General features: G+C 66.6%; 17 protein-coding genes and 1 tRNA gene. 11 read left to right on the top strand and 7 right to left on the bottom strand.

The genetic code is table 11. From position 1 onward, the window contains the following. Positions 1–68: 68 nt before the first annotated feature. Positions 69–551, top strand: coding sequence for a hypothetical protein (locus AVAK2825_RS05395; protein WP_284394894.1), 483 nt, complete (start codon positions 69–71; stop codon positions 549–551). 55 nt (positions 552–606) lie between these two features. On the opposite strand, the gene AVAK2825_RS05390 is transcribed toward AVAK2825_RS05395, so the two are convergent. From AVAK2825_RS05390 to AVAK2825_RS05380, 3 genes are all read right to left on the bottom strand, one after another. Continuing rightward, entirely contained in the window at positions 607–1,566 is a 960-nt protein-coding gene (locus AVAK2825_RS05390) for a chemotaxis protein (protein WP_272564454.1), read from the bottom strand. Positions 1,567–1,834: 268 nt separating this feature from the next. Then, complete coding sequence (locus AVAK2825_RS05385; RefSeq protein ID WP_284394890.1) at positions 1,835–3,097, bottom strand: CaiB/BaiF CoA transferase family protein; 1,263 nt, start codon at positions 3,095–3,097, stop codon at positions 1,835–1,837. 137 nt (positions 3,098–3,234) lie between these two features. Continuing rightward, positions 3,235–4,431 carry an acyl-CoA dehydrogenase gene (locus AVAK2825_RS05380; protein WP_284394888.1) on the bottom strand — a complete coding sequence of 399 codons (1,197 nt, stop codon included), beginning with the start codon at positions 4,429–4,431 and terminating at the stop codon, positions 3,235–3,237. Positions 4,432–4,614: 183 nt separating this feature from the next. Between AVAK2825_RS05380 and AVAK2825_RS05375 the strand changes: the two genes are divergently transcribed. The 6 genes from AVAK2825_RS05375 to AVAK2825_RS05350 all read left to right on the top strand — a co-directional run bounded on the left by AVAK2825_RS05375 (position 4,615) and on the right by AVAK2825_RS05350 (position 7,359). Continuing rightward, entirely contained in the window at positions 4,615–5,511 is an 897-nt protein-coding gene (locus AVAK2825_RS05375; RefSeq protein WP_284394886.1) for a LysR substrate-binding domain-containing protein, read from the top strand. 138 nt (positions 5,512–5,649) lie between these two features. Continuing rightward, on the top strand, positions 5,650–5,868 hold the full coding sequence (locus tag AVAK2825_RS05370; protein ID WP_272548552.1) for a hypothetical protein: 219 nt from the start codon (positions 5,650–5,652) through the stop codon (positions 5,866–5,868). A 237-nt stretch (positions 5,869–6,105) separates the two neighbouring features. Next, positions 6,106–6,291, top strand: coding sequence for a hypothetical protein (locus AVAK2825_RS05365; RefSeq protein ID WP_284394884.1), 186 nt, complete (start codon positions 6,106–6,108; stop codon positions 6,289–6,291). A 289-nt stretch (positions 6,292–6,580) separates the two neighbouring features. Next, positions 6,581–6,727, top strand: a complete 147-nt coding sequence (locus tag AVAK2825_RS05360) for a hypothetical protein (RefSeq protein WP_284394882.1) — start codon at positions 6,581–6,583, stop codon at positions 6,725–6,727. Beyond that, complete coding sequence (locus AVAK2825_RS05355) at positions 6,724–6,936, top strand: hypothetical protein (protein ID WP_272564447.1); 213 nt, start codon at positions 6,724–6,726, stop codon at positions 6,934–6,936. The genes AVAK2825_RS05360 and AVAK2825_RS05355 overlap by 4 nt, the downstream gene beginning before the upstream one ends. Positions 6,937–7,179: 243 nt before the next feature. Then, positions 7,180–7,359 carry a CsbD family protein gene (locus AVAK2825_RS05350; protein ID WP_272548548.1) on the top strand — a complete coding sequence of 60 codons (180 nt, stop codon included), beginning with the start codon at positions 7,180–7,182 and terminating at the stop codon, positions 7,357–7,359. Positions 7,360–8,431: 1,072 nt separating this feature from the next. Here AVAK2825_RS05350 and AVAK2825_RS05345 read toward each other — a convergent pair. Continuing rightward, a tRNA-Leu gene (locus tag AVAK2825_RS05345) sits at positions 8,432–8,516 on the bottom strand. Between the two features lie 43 nt (positions 8,517–8,559). Between AVAK2825_RS05345 and cysM the strand changes: the two genes are divergently transcribed. The 3 genes from cysM to AVAK2825_RS05330 all read left to right on the top strand — a co-directional run bounded on the left by cysM (position 8,560) and on the right by AVAK2825_RS05330 (position 10,377). Beyond that, entirely contained in the window at positions 8,560–9,465 is a 906-nt protein-coding gene (gene cysM / locus AVAK2825_RS05340; RefSeq protein ID WP_272564409.1) for a cysteine synthase CysM, read from the top strand. Between the two features lie 108 nt (positions 9,466–9,573). Then, entirely contained in the window at positions 9,574–10,119 is a 546-nt protein-coding gene (locus tag AVAK2825_RS05335) for an NUDIX hydrolase (protein WP_284394869.1), read from the top strand. 30 nt (positions 10,120–10,149) lie between these two features. Continuing rightward, positions 10,150–10,377, top strand: a complete 228-nt coding sequence (locus AVAK2825_RS05330; RefSeq protein ID WP_272548545.1) for a sulfurtransferase TusA family protein — start codon at positions 10,150–10,152, stop codon at positions 10,375–10,377. A 140-nt stretch (positions 10,378–10,517) separates the two neighbouring features. On the opposite strand, the gene galU is transcribed toward AVAK2825_RS05330, so the two are convergent. Continuing rightward, positions 10,518–11,408 carry a UTP--glucose-1-phosphate uridylyltransferase GalU gene (gene galU, locus AVAK2825_RS05325; protein WP_272564407.1) on the bottom strand — a complete coding sequence of 297 codons (891 nt, stop codon included), beginning with the start codon at positions 11,406–11,408 and terminating at the stop codon, positions 10,518–10,520. 68 nt (positions 11,409–11,476) lie between these two features. Further along, positions 11,477–14,482 (bottom strand): valine--tRNA ligase, encoded by a 3,006-nt coding sequence (locus AVAK2825_RS05320; protein WP_284394865.1) that lies wholly within the window; start codon positions 14,480–14,482, stop codon positions 11,477–11,479. A 295-nt stretch (positions 14,483–14,777) separates the two neighbouring features. On the opposite strand from AVAK2825_RS05320, the gene AVAK2825_RS05315 reads away from it, so the two are divergent. Beyond that, positions 14,778–16,628, top strand: coding sequence for a M48 family metallopeptidase (locus AVAK2825_RS05315; protein WP_284394862.1), 1,851 nt, complete (start codon positions 14,778–14,780; stop codon positions 16,626–16,628). Positions 16,629–16,685: 57 nt separating this feature from the next. Here the strand turns inward: AVAK2825_RS05315 and AVAK2825_RS05310 are convergent, their stop codons facing one another. Further along, the gene (locus AVAK2825_RS05310; RefSeq protein WP_284394860.1) at positions 16,686–17,312 is read right to left on the bottom strand and encodes a VOC family protein; all 627 of its coding nucleotides are present in this window, start codon (positions 17,310–17,312) and stop codon (positions 16,686–16,688) included. Positions 17,313–17,517: the final 205 nt, after the last annotated feature.

The raw sequence follows: 17,517 nt of genomic DNA, 5'->3' as shown, positions 1-17,517 counted from the left end.
CACGCTCTACACTCTGCGGCTTTGCCTTCGGACGGCCTCGGTGCGGCCGAAGGCCCCAACTGGCCGACATGACCGAAGACTCAGAACCCACCCCCGTGCAGGAACCCCGTCTGTGGAGCGATGAGCGCTGGACCGCGCGCGTCGTCAAGAACGAAGACGACGACGGCTGGGCCGTCGAGATGACGCTGCGGGGAGAGTCCGAGCCCGCGCTGGTCGGCCCCTGGACCATGGGGCGTGACAAGAAGAATCCCAAGCCGCTGGATGTCTCGGCCTTCCACACGCTGGTCAAGACCGCGTCGGAGGTGCTGCGCCGCCATGAGCAGCAACTGCATGCCCAGTTGAACAAGAGCGTCACGGTCACCGTGCGGGACCAGCGCGTGCGCGTGTCGCTGGCCATCGAGCCGGACGATGAGCATCCCACCGCGACGCTGAGCGCGCATTCGGCGCTGGACGACGAACTGCTGGCCCGCGTGGGCGTGTCGCCCGGCTTCGTGCTCACCAGCGCCAGCGCGGCGGCCTGGGTGGAGAACGGCTACCCGCGGCCGCGCTGAGCGGCGGCGAGGCCGCCGCGGCCCCTGCGGCGCCGTGTGGGCTGGATTGATTGACTTACTTGGGCAGCACGCGGCGCATGGTCTCGGCCAGGTCTTCCGCGACGAACTTCGCCACGTAGCCGTCGGCCCCCACGCTGCGCACATGGTCCTCGTTGGCCGAGCCCGACAGCGAGGAGTGGATGACCACCGGAATCTTGTTCAGGCGCGCGTCCTGCTTGATGTTGCGGGTGAGCGTGAAGCCGTCCATCTCGGGCATTTCCAGATCGGTCAGCACCAGCGCCACGCGATCGGCGGCGGTCTTGCCATCGGCCTCGGCAGCGCGGGCGATGGCGTTCAGCCGATCCCATGCCTCCTTGCCCGACTTGGTCATTTCGTAAGGCGCGTGCAGGGCCTGCAGTTCCTTCTCGATGAGCGAGCGGGCCACGAACGAGTCGTCAGCGGCCAGGATCATGGTGCCGGGCTTGAGTTTGAGGCGCGGGCCGACCTTCTCGGGATCGACCTTGTGCTCGTCGGAAGGCGAGACCATCTGCAAGATGGCTTCCACGTCCAGCACCTGCGCCAGGCGGGAGCCGTCGGTGTTGCCGTCCAGCCGGGCGATGCTGGTCACCAGCTGGCCGCCGGTGCCGCTGGCTTCGGCGGAGAGCACCTGCTTCCAGTCCAGGCGCACGATGTCTTCCACCGATTCCACGGCGAAGGCTTGCGTGGTGCGCGCATATTCGGTCACCAGCATGATGTTCAGGCCGGTCTGCGGCTTGCAGCCGACGATGGAGGGCAGGTCGAGCACCGGAATGATCTGGCCGCGCAGATTGACCACGCCCAGCGAGTGCGGCGTGGCGCCGGCGATGGGCGTGATGCTGGGCATCGCCACGATCTCGCGGATCTTGAAGACGTTGATGCCGAACAGCTCGGACTTGCCCAGGTTTTCGTCGATGCCCAACCGAAAGAGCAGCAACTCGAATTTGTTGGTTCCGGTGAGGTTGGTCCGCTCGTCAATTTCCTGCTGCACTGCCTTCATCGCTGCCTCCTTCGCATTGGATACGCGTGTTTACAAATTTTAGAGCGTGATGGTGTAGGCCCGGTCCTAATATTTTCCCGTGTTGCGCCCGCGCTCCGATTCAGGGGGTACAACGCAATCTTCTTGCCAGCCGGCGAGGCAATGGGTAGCAGATGGTTTTCGAGGGCCATCTGTCAGGGTAATCCCGAGCGCCCGGCCCATGTAAAAAAGCCTTGCGCGAAGGCAAGGCTTTTTCCTGGCGGCGCCGATGCCGTCGGCTGGGGGTGGGTTAAACCACGTTCGCCGCGCGCAGTTGCGCAATGCGTTCGGCGTCCAGCCCCAGGCCCGCCAGCACCTCGTCGGTGTGCTGCCCCAGGGCCGGTGGTGCCCGGTGCAGCACCGGTGGCGTGGCTGACAGCCGCAGCGGGCTCGCCACCCCGGCGATGCGGCCGATGCCGTCGCCGGGCTCGCCCTGCGGCCACCGGGCCTGCTCCACGCGCAGGCCCCGGGCCTGCACCTGCGGGTCGTCGAACGCCTCGGCCAGCGTGTTGACCGGGCCGCAGGGCACGGCCTTGTCCTGCAGCAGGGCAATCCAGTCGGCCGTGGTGCGGGTGCGGGTGACCTCCTGCAGGGCAGGGACCAGTTCGGCCCGGTGCTTGACCCGCAGCGGGTTGGTGGCGAACCGGGCGTCATGCGCCCATTCCGGCCGGCCGGCCGCCGCGCAGAACCGCGCGAACTGCCCGTCGTTGCCGATGGCCAGCAGCATGGCGCCGTCGGCGGTGGGAAAGTCCTGGTAGGGCACGAGGCTGGGGTGCGTATTGCCCTGGCGGGTCGGCGCCTGTCCGGTGGCCAGGAAGCCCGAGGCCTGGTTGGCGAGCATGGCCATGCCCACGTCCAGCAGCGCCATGTCGATGTGCTGGCCTTCGCCGGTGCGCTCGCGCACGTGCAGCGCAGCCAGGATGGCATTGCTGGCGTACAGCCCGGTGAACAGGTCGATCACGGCCACGCCCACGCGCAGCGGGCCGGCGCCGGGCTCGCCGTCGGCCCGGCCGGTGATGCTCATCAGGCCCGTCATGGCCTGGATCATGAGGTCGTAGCCGGCGCGCTCGGCGTAGGGCCCGTCCTGGCCGAAGCCGGTCACCGAGCAGTAGATGAGCCGCGGGTTGGCCGCGCGCAGGCTGGCATGGTCCAGTCCGTACTGGCGCAGGCCGCCGACCTTGAAGTTCTCCACCACCACGTCGGCCTGCTGCGCCATCTGGCGGATCAGCGCCTGCCCCTCGGGCGTGGCCATGTCGATGGTGACCGAGCGCTTGTTGCGGTTGCAGGCCGTGAAGTAGGCGGCCTGCGCCGTGTCATTGCCCGCGTCGTCCTTCAGGAACGGCGGGCCCCAGTGGCGCGTGTCGTCACCCACGCCGGGGCGCTCCACCTTGACCACGTCCGCCCCCAGATCGGCCAGCACCTGGGTGCACCAGGGGCCGGCGAGCACGCGGGACAGATCGAGCACGCGGATGCCGGCGAGGGCGCCCGCCGGGGCTTGGGGGGTCGTGGTCATGCAGAAATCGATTTGCTATGAAAAAAGTAGCAATATGCCCTAGTACTGATTGTGCTGGAGGCCTGAAAGGCCATGAACCGCCCGGCAGCGCCCGCCCTGGCGGTCCAGGCCGGGGGCGCGTGGGTCGGTCCGCCGGTTCAGTTCGCGAAGGCAGCGATGCCGGTCTGGGCCCGGCCCAGGATCAGCGCGTGCACATCGTGCGTGCCTTCGTAGGTGTTGACCACCTCCAGGTTCACCAGGTGGCGCGCCACGCCGAATTCGTCGCTGATGCCGTTGCCGCCCATCATGTCGCGCGCCATGCGGGCGATGTCCAGCGCCTTGCCGCAGCTGTTGCGCTTGATGATGGACGTGGCCTCGACCGAGGCGGTGCCGTCGTCCTTCATGCGGCCCAGGCGCAGGCAGGCCTGCAGGCCGATGGCGATCTCGGTCTGCATGTCGGCCAGCTTCTTCTGGATGAGCTGGTTGGCCGCCAGGGGCCGGCCGAACTGCTTGCGGTCCAGCGTGTACTGGCGGGCGGTGTGCCAGCAGAATTCCGCCGCGCCCAGGGCGCCCCAGGCGATGCCGTAGCGGGCGCTGTTCAGACAGGTGAAGGGGCCTTTGAGGCCCTGCACTTCAGGGAAGGCGTTTTCCTCGGGCACGAACACTTCGTCCATCACGATCTCGCCGGTGATGCTGGCGCGCAGGCCCACCTTGCCGTGGATGGCAGGGGCGCTCAGGCCCTTCATGCCCTTTTCGAGCACGAACCCGCGGATCGGGCCGACCGCGCCGCCTTCGGACACTTCCTTGGCCCAGACCACGAACACATCGGCGATGGGGCTGTTGGTGATCCACATCTTGGCGCCCGACAGCGAATAGCCGCCCGGTACCTTCTTGGCGCGCGATGCCATGCTGCCGGGGTCGGAGCCGTGGTCGGGCTCGGTCAGGCCGAAGCAGCCGATCCACTCGCCGCTGGCCAGCTTGGGCAGGTACTTCTGTTTTTGCGCCTCGGTGCCGAACTCGTGGATCGGCACCATCACGAGGGAGCTTTGCACGCTGGCCATCGAGCGGTAGCCCGAGTCCACGCGTTCGACCTCGCGGGCGATGAGGCCGTAGGCCACGTAGTTCAGGCCGGGGCCGCCGTACTGCTCGGGAATGGTGGGGCCCAGCAGGCCCACTTCGCCCATCTCGCGGAAGATCGCGATGTCGGTCTTTTCATGGCGGAACTGTTCCAGCACGCGCGGGGCGAGCTTGTCCTGGCAGAAGGCGGCGGCGGCGTCGCGAACCATGCGCTCGTCGTCGGTCAGTTGCTGGTCGAGCAGGAACGGGTCGCTCCATTGGAAGGCGGCGTGGGCCATGGGGGTGTCTCCGGGGAAGGTCGGTTCGGATCGGCGCCGGTGTGAGAAAAGCGCATGGGCGGCCGGGTTGATGCGATGGTAGGCGCATGGATCGTGTGGTGCAAGCGAGGATGCTGCATCCAGACATGCGATCAATTCATATCTGGATGGCCAGTCGAGTGCGGGTTTCGGCACAATCGCGCCATGCGCCGAACCTTGCCCTCCACCCAGTCGCTCGCCTGCTTCGAGGCTGCGGCCCGCCATGAAAGCTACACCCGAGCGGCCCAGGAACTGGCGCTCACCCAGGGCGCCGTGTCGCGGCAGATCATGGCGCTGGAGGATTTCCTGGGCGTGGCGCTGTTTCGCCGCACGCGGCACGGCGTGGCACTCACCCCGGCGGGCACCCATTACGCGCGGCAGGTGGGCCGCTGGCTGCAGGGGCTGGAGCGCGACACGCTGGACGTGATGGCGCACCAGGGGCAGGGCGGCTCGATCACGCTCGCCGCCGTGCCCACCTTCGCCACGCGCTGGCTGATCCCGCGTCTGCCCCTGCTGGCCCAGGCGCACCCGGACATCGTCGTGCACATCGAGACGCGCACGCGGCCCTTCCTGTTCGCCGACACCGGATTCGACGCCGCGCTGTATGCCGGCACGCCCGAGCAGGTCAGCAACTGGCCGGGCACGCAGGCCCTGCGGCTCTTGCAGGAAGACGTGGTGCCCGTGTGCAGCGCGCGCCTGTTGCCCGGCGGGCGGCCGCTCGAACCCCAGGCGCTGGCGGGCCTGCCGCTGCTGCAGCAGACCACGCGCCCCTACGGATGGCGGCAATGGTTCGAGGCGATGGACGTGCAGGCGCCGCGCGCACTCGACGGGCCGCGCTACGAGTTGTTCTCCATGCTGGCCGTGGCCGCTTCGCACGGGCTGGGCGTGGCGCTCATGCCCCCGCTGCTGATCGAGGCCGAGCGGGCGCGGGGCGAGCTGGTGCTGGCCTGCGAGCGGCCCCTGCGCGGCGAACGCGCCTACTACCTCATCACCCCGGCGCAGCCGCAGCCTCCCGTGCTGGCCGCCTTCGCCCACTGGTTGCAGGACATGGCCGCGAGTTGAGCCCCCGGGCGCCTTCCGTGCCGCCGGCCGATTGCGCGCGGGTGGCGGCGCGGCTACCCTTTGGTCAGCTGCAGCTCAAGCGCTAGGCCGTGGGCCCACGAACTGCAGCGTCTGTGCAACCAACAAGGAGAAAGCTTCATGGGAACCGTTTATCACGCACCGCATTTCGACCCCACGGTGGATGAGCTCGAAGCGCTCAAGCAACTGGAGCTGGGCCGTGCCATCAGCGTGCCCGAGGCGCTCACGCACCACCTGTCGGGACGGCTCTACGAACGCGGCTACGTGGCCAAGAATCCGGCCGGCGATCTGGCCATCACCGACGCGGGCCGCCAACTGATCCGCCGCCAGGAAAGCTGACCGCCAGCCGTCGCCCCATCGATTCGACCGGCCCCATGCCGGTGTCCGCACCCGGTGCCGCCCCTCCAGCCATGGAGAGGCCGCCGGGTTTTTTCATGGTGGCCGGGTCCTGAGACCCTGCTGCAAACGCCTTCGTCCTACAGACGACCCGCGGGGGGCGGTTTTAAGGTATCGCCTGTGCTGCTTCACGGCGTGTTGAACCCCAAGCAGCACGACAAACCCATCCGAGGAGCAGCCATGCCAAGAGGTGACAAGTCGGCGTACACAAACAAGCAAAAACGCCAAGCCGAACACATCGAAGACAGTGATGAACACCAGGGTCTCAGCAAGCCAGAGGCCGAGCGCCGGGCCTGGGCCACGGTGAATAAGGATTCCGGCGGTGGCAAGCAGTCCGGCAGCGGACGCACTCCATCCAACCGCTGATACGAGGAGATTCTTCTCACCCCGTTTTGTGCCCCCAGCGTCGTGGATGCCAGTCATAGCTTGCTTTCGATGGTCTGTTCCTATTGAAGGATTGAACATATGAAAGAAACTTTGACTGTCCTCGCCGGATTCATGCTGTTTTCCAGCCTCGGAATCGCCTACCTGGCCGCTTCGGTCATGAGCGGTCTCTGAGCTGCAGGAAACAGAGCATCTCGGTCCGCATCCCGACGCCGGCACCCGGCACCCTGTACCGCGCTCCATCCCGCCCCCACCAACCTCTCCAACTTCCATGGCCTCCCATCCTCCCGCCCCAGGCAAGGCCGACCTGCCCGTCGAGCCCGATGTGCCCGATGTGCCCGCGCCTCCGCCCGAACAGGCGGACGAACCACCGCATGTGCAGTACGCGGCAGGCAGCGACGCAGGGAGCCTCCGATGAATCGCGGCGGCACCGAGCGGGAGGTGTCGGACGCGGAAAAGCGCGTGGGTGCCGTGCTCGAGAAGCTGGAAGAACAGACGGACTCCGAGGTGGAGAAGATCGCCCTCGAAGATGTGGTGGACACCAATGCGGAAACCGGACGCCCCGAAGTGCGCAAGGCCGTGGACATCCGGGTCAAACCCAAGGTGCAGCGCAAGTGGACCAAATGAGCCATTCAGCCGCTTGAGCGTGGTACTGCATCGAACAATCAGTGCCGATATCCAGTTTTAATTAAAAACTGCTTTCGAAATCTGCCGACCCGCACGCCACAGCGCTGCGGGTTTTTTCTTGTGTAGGCAGTTGCTGACGCCAACGGATGGTTTCGGCCCGCGCGGGCCCTGCGGATCGGGTCTTAGCCTTCAGGTCATGCAAAGCCATTTTGTTTTGCACTTACTTCACCGAAAGGAATCACCATGAATACTGATCAAGTCAAGGGCGCATTGAAGGACGTGGCAGGCAAGGTTCAACAAAAGACCGGCGAGCTGATCAACAGCCCCGAGCAGCAAGCCAAGGGCATTGCCAAGCAGGTCGAGGGCACTACTCAGAAGAACTACGGGGATGCCAAAGAGAACATCAAGGACGCCGTGAAGTAATGCCTGCGGAGGCGATGCCTCTGCGGTTTGAAAAGCCCCGGTGCGGTGACGCCCCGGGGCTTTTTGTTGGCCGATACCCGAGGACTGCCGGCACCGAATGGGGGCGCTGCAAACAGAAACGCCCTCGGAGGAGGGCGTGATGCTTTGGAAGTTGCCTTGTGCAACTATTGGGGGAAAAACGGCGATGCCTTCATAGGCGGAAGGCTGCTTCGGTACTGTTCTGGAACGGGCCTGCAACTCACAATGAATCGCTCGGTCTTGGTGGCAGGTGGCGCGGTCTGGGGCTTTGTGCGATCAAAGGCCGCGGGGTCGACGAGCGTTGTTCTCTCCTCATCACATGCCCCATCGGGTCGTTGTTCGTAGACGCTTCCGAGCATCAGGAGCTGAATATCATGACTCCCTTCAAGCGTGTATCCAATGCGATCGAGGTCTGCGCGAAGGAAGTCTCTCAGCTGTGCGCTCGCGCTTGCTGAGTGGAGCGCCACCAAGATTGCGATCACGAGCCGGTGGCTTGAAGGTTTGATGTTCATGCATCAATGTAGCCGCTCCGCCTGAAAAAAAGCGCCCACTCGCGACGCTTGAACCGGTGTTGAAGATGCCAAGCCAAAGCCTGCGCATGTTGATCGAGCGCGAGTCGCAGGGCTTCGCCGGCTGCAAAGACCTCCGCCCCGACGATTGGCATTTGATCTGGCCCGATCTCTTCCCCAGCAAGGAGCCCGCACATGGCTGACCCATTCCCGTTGAGGTGGCGTCCCCTCTTCATGCGGGCGGCCTGTCGTGAGCTCGTGCGGGGTTGAGGCGATGAACCTCAGAAAATTTCCGCTCGTGGCAGGCCGTGATGGTCTACACCTATGACAACGCCGTCCAGGCCCTGGGGTGCGCCGGGCCGCTTACGCGGACGGGGTGGCCGGCCGGAGCTGCACGACGGGCAAGCCCGTGGCGCCGAGCCGGGCCGTTGACTTGGCGTGCTCAGCCTTGGCGGAGGGAATGGATGAGTGGTCCGCGCAGGCCGTTGTGAAAACGGTTGCGGAAACTATGAGGAAAGTCCCTCAAAACCATAGCGCAGGGGCCATGGTGCCCGGGGCCGGAATCGAACCGGCACGCCTTGCGGCGGGGGATTTTGAGTCCCCTGCGTCTACCAATTCCACCACCCGGGCGACGCGAAGATCGAAGCCGCGAATTATGGCACAGTAGCGCGCTATGAAGACCTATCCCACCATCGAAGACGCGATTGGACACACCCCCTTGGTCGCGCTGCAGCGCATCGGCGCGCAGGAGAACGCAGAGCGCGGCACCGTGGTGCTGGGCAAGCTGGAGGGCAACAATCCGGCCGGGTCGGTCAAGGACCGGCCTGCGCTGTCGATGATCCGCCGGGCGCAGGAGCGCGGAGACATCCGGCCGGGCGACACGCTGATCGAGGCCACCTCGGGCAACACCGGCATCGCGCTGGCCATGGCCGCGGCCATCAAGGGCTACCGCATGGTGCTGGTGATGCCGGAAGACCTGTCGGTGGAGCGCGCTCAGACCATGAAGGCCTTCGGCGCCGAGCTGATCCTCACCCCCAAGAGCGGCGGCATGGAATACGCCCGCGATCTGGCCGAGACCATGGTCAAGCAGGGCAAGGGCGTGGTGCTGGACCAGTTCGCCAACCCCGACAACCCGCGCATCCATTACGAGACCACGGGCCCCGAGCTGTGGGAGCAGACCGAAGGGCGCATCACCCACTTCGTGAGCGCCATGGGTACCACGGGCACCATCACGGGCGTGTCGCGTTTCCTGAAGGAAAAGAACCCCGCCATCCAGATCATCGGCGCGCAGCCCAAGGAGGGCTCGCGCATCCCCGGCATCCGCAAATGGCCGCAGGAATACCTGCCCAAGATCTACGACCCGAGCGCGGTGAACGAGACGATCAACGTGGGCCAGGACGACGCCGAGGACATGTGCCGGCGCATGGCGCGGGAAGAGGGCATCTTTGCCGGCATCTCGGCGGCGGGCGCCTGCTGGGCCGCGCAGGAGATCGCGCGGCGCGAATCCAATGCGACCATCGTCTTCGTGGTCTGCGACCGGGGCGACCGCTACCTGTCCACGGGCGTGTTCCCGGCGTGAGCCGGCCGCTGGGATGCCTTGGATGGGGCGCCGCACCGGCTTTCAGGCTCAAAAAGGCCGCATGCCGGGGTATCCATTGCCTTGTCTGCTATTGAAAATGTAGCGCCTATGTACGAAACCCGTTTCTGCACCCACTGCGCCACGCCCCTGGCGCGCGTCACGGTGGCCGAGGATGGCGGCGATGTGGAGCGCCTGCGCTGCCCGGCCTGCGGCTGGACGCACTGGAACAACCCCACGCCCGTGCTGGCGGCGGTGGTGGTGCGCGACGGGCAGGTGCTGCTGGCGCGCAATGCGGCCTGGGCGGGCAAGCAGTACGCGCTGATCACGGGCTTCATGGAGGCGGGCGAGACGCCGCAGGAGGGCATCACGCGCGAGATCAAGGAAGAGACCAACCTCGACGTGAGCGCGCTGGCGCTCATCGGCGTGTACGACTTCCAGCGCATGAACCAGGTCATCATCGCCTATCACGCGGTGGCGCACGGCGAGGTGCGGCTGTCGCCCGAACTGGTGGACTACCGCCTGCTGGCGCCCGAGGCCGTGAAGTGCTGGCCCGCGGGCACCGGCTACGCCCTGGCGGACTGGCTGCGAACCCAAGGCATCGAACCCGAATTCGTGGATCTGTTCCACAGCGGCGCAGCCCCTTCCGCTGCTTAGAATGGGGCTCATTCGCCCAGGAAGCATGTGATGGACATCCACAAGGAAATCGACACCCGCGGTCTCAATTGCCCGCTGCCCATTCTCAAGGCCAAGAAGGCCCTGGCCGACATGGTGAGCGGCCAGTTGCTCAAGGTGGTCTCCACTGACAACGGATCGCTGCGCGACTTCCAGGCCTTCGCCAAGCAGACGGGCAACGAGCTGGTCGAGCAGCAGACCGTGGGCGACGAATTCATCCACCTGCTGCGCCGGCGCTGAGCGCCAGCAGGGCGGCCTTTCCGTTTCAGCCGCTGAGCCGGCCCGGCACTGCGCGGACGCAGCGGTGACCGGGCCAATTTGTGTCCGCAGTGCCCTCAGTGCAGGGCCGCACCGGGCCCCGCGCTTGTTTCAGATCTGTTTCAGATATCCACGGTCTTGAGGTATTCGCGGAAGGCAGCGCCCACCTGCGGGTGCTGCAGCGCCAGTTCCACCGTCGCTTCCAGAAAGCCTTCCTTGCTGCCGCAGTCGTAGCGCTTGCCTTCGTAGCGGAAGGCGTACACGGCCTCGCGCGCCATGAGGCGGGCGATGGCATCGGTCAGCTGGATCTCGCCACCCACGCCCTGGGGCTGGTTGCGGATCTCGTCGAACACGCCGGGCGTGAGGATGTAGCGGCCGGCCACGCCCATGCGCGAGGGCGCGTCTTCCGGTGCGGGCTTTTCCACGATGCGGTCGATGCGGATCAGCGGACCGCCGGCGGGCTCGCCGGCCACGATGCCGTAGCGGCGCACCTGGTCGGCGGGCACTTCCTGCACGGCCAGCAGCGAGCGGCCCTGCTTGCGGAACGCGGTGGCCATCTGCGCCAGCACGGGCTGGCCGCCGGGCAGGCCGACCATCAGGTCATCGGCCAGCAGCACGGCGAAGGGCTCGCGGCCGACCAGCGGCTCGGCGCACAGCACGGCATGGCCCAGGCCCAGCGAGCGGGGCTGGCGCACGAAGGCGCAATCCATGTCGCTGGGGGCGACCGAGCGCACCAGCTGCAGCAGGTCGTTCTTGCCGGCGGCTTCGAGTTCGTTTTCCAGCTCGTAGGCGGTGTCGTAATGGTCTTCGATGGCGCGCTTGCTGCGGCCGGTCACGAAGATCATGTGGCGGATGCCGGCGGAATAGGCTTCCTCGACCGCGTACTGGATCAGGGGCTTGTCCACCACGGGGAGCATTTCCTTGGGGGATGCCTTGGTGGCGGGCAGGAAGCGGGTGCCCAGGCCTGCCACGGGGAACACGGCTTTGCGGATCGCGGAAGTGTTGTCGGTCATCGATGGTCCTTCTTGGGGTCGGTCAGTCGGTGTCGTAAAGGGTGAACGTGGGGGCGAAGCCCGCGCTATCAAGCCAGCCGGGCCAGCTGGTCGCGCAGGCGGGCCAGCGTGGCGCCGAAATCGGCCACGCGCTTTTTCTCCTGGTCGATCACGGCGGGCGGTGCCTTGGCCACGAAGGCCTCGTTGGACAGCTTGGCCTGCGCCTTGGTGATCTCGCCGTCGATGCGGGCGATCTCCTTGGACAGGCGCGCCTTTTCGGCCGCCACGTCGATCTCCATGTGCAGGCACAGGCGGACGTCGCCCACCACGGCCACGGGCGCGGCCTGCGCGGCAGCGGCCCAGGCGGCATCGTCTTCGAACACCTGCACCTCGCTGAGCTTGGCCAGGGCCTGCAGCGCGGGCGCGGCCGAGCGCATGAAGGCCGCATCGCCCACCGCGTAGAGCGGCAGGCGCGTGGCGGGCGAGACGTTCATCTCGCCGCGCAGCGTGCGGCAGGCGTCCACGAAAGCCTTCAGGCGCGCCACGTGGGCGATGGCGGCTTCGTCGACCTTCTCCAGCTGCGCCTGCGGGTAGGCGGCGATGCTGACCGATTCACCCGCGCGGCCGGCCACGGGCGCGACCTTCTGCCACAGGGCTTCGGTGATGAACGGGATCAGCGGGTGCGCCAGGCGCAGGATGGTTTCCAGGGTGCGGATGAGCGTGCGGCGCGTGGCGCGCTGCTCGGCCGGCGTGCCGGTCTGGATCTGCACCTTGGCGATTTCCAGGTACCAGTCGCAGAACTCGTTCCAGACGAAGTCGTAGATCGTGTTGGCCACGTTGTCCAGGCGGAACTCGGCAAAGCCCTTGGCCACCTCGGCCTCGACCTGCTGCAGCAGCGAGACGATCCAGCGGTCGGGCTGGCTGAAGGCCAGATAGCCGCCGCCTTCGCAATCGGCCGGGGTGTGCTCCTGCAGGCCGCAGTCCTGGCCTTCGCAGTTCATCAGCACGAAGCGGCTGGCGTTCCAGAGCTTGTTGCAGAAGTTGCGGTAGCCCTCGCAGCGCTTGCTGTCGAAGTTGATGCTGCGGCCCAGGCTGGCGAGCGCCGCGAAGGTGAAGCGCAGCGCATCGGCGCCGTAGGCGGGAATGCCCTCGGGGAACTCCTTTTGCGTGTTCTTGCGCACCTGGGGCGCGGTCTCGGGGCGGCGCAGGCCGGTGGAGCGCTTTTCCAGCAGGGGGTCGAGCGCGATGCCGTCGATCAGGTCCACCGGGTCGAGCACGTTGCCCTCGGACTTGCTCATCTTCTTGCCTTGCGCATCGCGCACCAGGCCGTGGATGTACACGTGCTTGAACGGCACGCGGCCGGTGAAGTGCGTGGTCATCATGATCATCCGGGCGACCCAGAAGAAGATGATGTCGTAGCCCGTCACCAGCACGGAGGAGGGCAGGTAGAGGTCGTAGTCCTTGGTGGCGTTCTGATCGTCAAGGGCTTCGGGCCAGCCGAGCGAGGAGAACGGTACCAGCGCGGCCGAGTACCAAGTGTCCAGCACGTCGTTGTCGCGCGTGAGCTTGGCGCCCGCGCCGGCCTGGGCTTGCGCCTCGGCCTCGTCGCGCGCCACGTACACGTTGCCCGCTTCGTCGTACCACGCCGGGATCTGGTGGCCCCACCACAGCTGGCGGCTGATGCACCAGTCCTGGATGTTGTTCATCCACTGGTTGTAGGTGTTCACCCAGTTCTCGGGCACGAACTGCACTTCGCCCGAGGCCACGGCGTCGATGGCTTTTTGCGCGATGCTCTTGCCGGTTGGGTCCTGGTCGCTGGTCTTGCTCATGGCGACGAACCATTGGTCCGTGAGCATGGGTTCGACCACTTGGCCTGTGCGGGTGCAGATGGGCACCATCAGCTTGTGCTTCTTGGTCTCGACCAGGGCGCCCGCGGCTTCCAGGTCGGCCACGATGGCCTTGCGAGCCACGAAGCGGTCCAGGCCCCGATACTTGGCCGGAATGGCTACTTGACCTTCGTAGTTGGCAAGGGAGTTCGCAATCAAGAAGGATGTTTCTCCTGAATCAAGGCGCTGACGAAGCTCTTGCATCCTTGCTGCGTCATCTCCGGCAGGGTGCGCGATGACATGGGCTTGCAAATCAAGCACCGTAATCATCGGCAGGTTGTGCCGCTGGCCCACTTGGTAGTCGTTGGGGTCGTGCGCGGGCGTGACCTTGACCACGCCGGTGCCGAATTCCTTGTCCACGTAGGCATCGGCAATGATGGGGATCTCGCGGCCCACCAGTGGCAGCGTCACCGTCTTGCCGATGAGCGCGGTATAGCGCTCGTCCTCGGGGTGCACCATCAGCGCCACGTCGCCCAGCATGGTCTCGGGGCGGGTGGTGGCCACCGTGAGGCTGCCGCTGCCGTCGGTCAGCGGGTAGGCGATGTGCCAGAGCGAGCCGTCCTTCTCTTCGTTCTCCACTTCGAGGTCGGACACGGCGGACTGCAGTTTCGGGTCCCAGTTCACCAGGCGCTTGCCGCGGTAGATCAGGCCCTGCTGGTACAGGCGCACGAAGGTGTCGGTGACCACCTTGGAGAGCTTGTCGTCCATGGTGAAGTATTCGCGGCTCCAGTCCACGCTGTCGCCCATGCGGCGCATCTGCGTGGTGATGGTGTTGCCGCTGTGCTCCTTCCACTCCCAGACCTTGGCGAAGAAGTTCTTGCGCGCCTCGGGCGGCGTGGGGCCCATGTCGTGGCGGCTGATGCCCTGCTCCTGCAACTGGCGCTCCACCACGATCTGCGTGGCGATGCCCGCGTGGTCGGTGCCCGGAATCCACGCCGTGTTGAAGCCCTTCATGCGGTGGTAGCGCGTGAGGCTGTCCATGATGGTCTGGTTGAACGCATGGCCCATGTGCAGCGTGCCCGTCACGTTGGGCGGTGGCAGCTGGATGGAGAAGGCGGGCTCGCCCGCCTGGGCCTGGCGCGAGCCACGGTAGCCCGCATCGCCATAGCCCCGGCGTTCCCACTCGGGGCCCCAATGGGCCTCGATGGCAGCGGGCTCGAAGGATTTGGACAGGCTTTCAAGGCCGGGTTGGTTCAGGGGCGAGCTCATGGGGTCTGGTGGGTGCAAGAAGAGGCCAACGGGCAGGCGGCTGCCTGGGCTTCGGGTCAGGAAGGGGACCGGGCATTTTAAGGCAGCGGCACCGGCGCTCCGCGGGCGCTGGGCCCGGCGGGCGGGCCGGATCTGCTATCGCTTTGTTACCTTTTGCCGAAGGCTGCAAGGGGATGTGAGCAAGATGGCTGCTGATAATCGTCGGCCTCGGAGCCATCCGGCGCACCCGCCAGGGGGTGGCCGGCTCCGTGCCGTGCCGCCAAGGTCCCATTCCCATTCCAACAAATCCGCACCCATGGCTCTTCATCCCTCGCTGCGCGCCGGTCTCGGCAAAGCCTTTCTCTGGTCGGTGCTGTCGCTGTTCGCGGTGCCGCTGGTCACCCTGTTCTTCGCGAACCATGTGCAGCGCGACCTGGACGCCAGGTTCCTCGTCGCCATCGAATCGCGCATCGACGCCGCCACGGACCTGTCCCCGGCGGACCGGCAGGAACAGAAGGACTACTACCGGGCCCATCCGCCCTCCACGATCTGCACCGACCGCACGCCCGATGCGCAGGAATACCGCGAGGCCATGTGCCCGCCGTATTCCAACAACTGGCAGTTCTTCGTGGCGCGCACCGTGGCGCTGTGGACGTTGGTGGCCGGCGCGCTGGTGCTGGCGGCCGCGCTGGCGCTCGGGGCGCTGGCCTTCGTCAACCGCCGGCTGCAGCACGCGAGCTTCGTGGCCGGCTGGCGCCTGATGACCGCCGCGAGCGCGCTGGAGGTGGTGGTGCAGGGCGCGATGGTGGCCTGGCTGTCGTTCTGGGTGACGGCGTATTTCTGGCACCGCTATTCGCCCAAGCTCATCATGGCGGTGGCGATCGGCGTGGCGGTGGCCGTGGTGCTGGCGGTGGTAGGCATCTTCAAGCGGGTGAACCGCCACAGCGAGGTCGAGGGCGAGCTGGTGCAGGAGGCCGACGCGCCGCTGCTGTGGCAGCGCATCCGCCACATGGCCGCGCGGCTCCAGACCGCGCCGCCGCAGCACATCGTGGCCGGCATCGACGCCAATTTCTTCGTGACCGAAGCGCCCATCCACGTGGCGGGGCAGGCGCTCACCGGGCGCACGCTGTTCGTCAGCATTCCGCTGCTGCGCCTGCTCGACCAGTCCGAGGCCGACGCGGTGTTCGCCCACGAGCTGGCCCACCTGGGCGGCGGCGACACCGAAAGCAGCGCGCGCCTGGGGCCGAAACTGGTGCAGTACGACCAGTACCACCATGCCATGCGCACCTCGGGCCTGACGGCGGTGGTGTCCCCGCTACTGGGCTTGCACCGCCTGATCTTCGAATGGGCGCTGGCCCGCGACAGCCGGGCGCGCGAGTTCCAGGCCGACCGCATCGCCGCGCAGCTGGTCTCGCCCCAGGCCATCGGGCAGTCGCTGGTCAAGATCGCGGCCTATGCCAGGTACCGCCACAAGATCGAGAGCGACCTGTTCGACAAGGAAGAGCAGCTGGCGGGCGATCTGGGCATCGCGCACTTCATCTCGAGCGGGCTGCCGCCCTATGCGCAGTCGGCGGAGTTCCGCACGGCGATGCAGACGGCCAACGTGCCCCATCCGTTCGACACCCACCCGCTCATGCCCGAGCGCATCCGCAACGTGGGCTGGGTGCTGCCCGAATCGGACTACGGCGCCATCGTGGTGCGGCCGCCCGAGCGCACCTGGGCGCAGGACATCCTCACGGCAGACGCCATCGAGCAGCGTTTGTGGAGCGACTACGAGCAGGCCTTCGCGCAGGGCCACGAACGCAGCCTGGCCTACCGCTACGAGCCGGCCACCGCCGAGGAACTGGCGGTGGTGCTCAAGTACTTTCCGGCCCGGTCGTTCGCGCTGAAGGGCGGCCACACCGTGCAGGTGAGCCACGAAGGCATCGCCGCGTCGGCGGATGGCACCACGGTGCCCTGGGACGCGGTGAAGGCCATGGCCTTCAAGGACAGCATCCTGGGCGATTCGCTCACCATCACGCACCCGGAAAAAAGCCTGCTGCGCGCCAAGAGCACGAAGCTCAAGCTGCCGGGCCTCAAGAAGGACAAGCAGCGCTTCAAGGCGACGCTGGAGCACTACTGGGAGCGCCACCAGGTCATGCGCGGGCGCGAAACGCTGGACGATTGAGCGGCCGGCCCCGGCCCCAGGCTGATGCCCAGGCCGAGGTGCCGCGATGCGGGCCGGTCAACCCTTGGCGTACTCCGGCCGGTCGTTCTGCGCAGGCTTGAGCGGTGCGGCGCTCTTGCCCTCGGCACGCTCCTTGCGCCACTGCTCCTTGCGCGCGGTCCACTCGTTCAGGCGCTGGTGGGCCACCGTGCTGTCCTTGTCCATCTGCTGCGCATCGGCCAGCTGCGCCGACAGCTCCAGTCGGATGCCGTTCGGATCGAAGAAGTAGATGCTCTTGAAGATGTGGTGATCGGTCACGCCGAGCACTTCGACGCCATGCGCCTCCAGGCGGGCCTTGGTGTTCTCCAGCTCCTGCACCGTGTCCACGCGGAACGCGATGTGGTTGACCCACAGCGGGGTGTTGGGCGAGGGCTCGGCCTTCACGTCGTCGCCCAGGTCGAAGAAGGCGATGAACGAGCCGTCCTTCAGCCGGAAGAAGAAGTGCGTGTAGGGGCAGTACTCGCCCGTGCTGGGCACGTGATCGCTCTGGATGATGTGATAAAGCGGCAGGCCCAGGATGTCTTCGTAGAACTGCCGCGTTTCCTCGGCGTCGCGCGCCTTGTAGGCGTAGTGGTGCAGCTGCTGCACGGCGGCGGGCGGGGGCAGGGTGGACAGGTCGGGTTTCAGTCTTGGCACGGCGTTCATGGCGGTCTCCGTCGGGTGGATTTGAAAATTGTACTATCCGTAATTCATTTAACCTAAGTGAATTTGCGTTGCTGGTCCTGCGGCCGTATAGTCCGGCCCTTCGATCGCTCCGATCGCCGCCACCGAGGTTCTTCACCCATGCGCCTGTAAGCCCCCTCCGTCCGTTCCGCTTCCCTCACCGATCCGGGGAGGCGGCCGATTCGAT

This window comes from Acidovorax sp. SUPP2825 (genome assembly GCF_030158995.1).
In the GTDB taxonomy this organism is placed as follows: Bacteria; Pseudomonadota; Gammaproteobacteria; order Burkholderiales; family Burkholderiaceae_C; genus Paracidovorax.
Note: the sequence above shows the minus strand (reverse complement) of the source record. Positions and strands in the feature narration are given on the sequence as shown.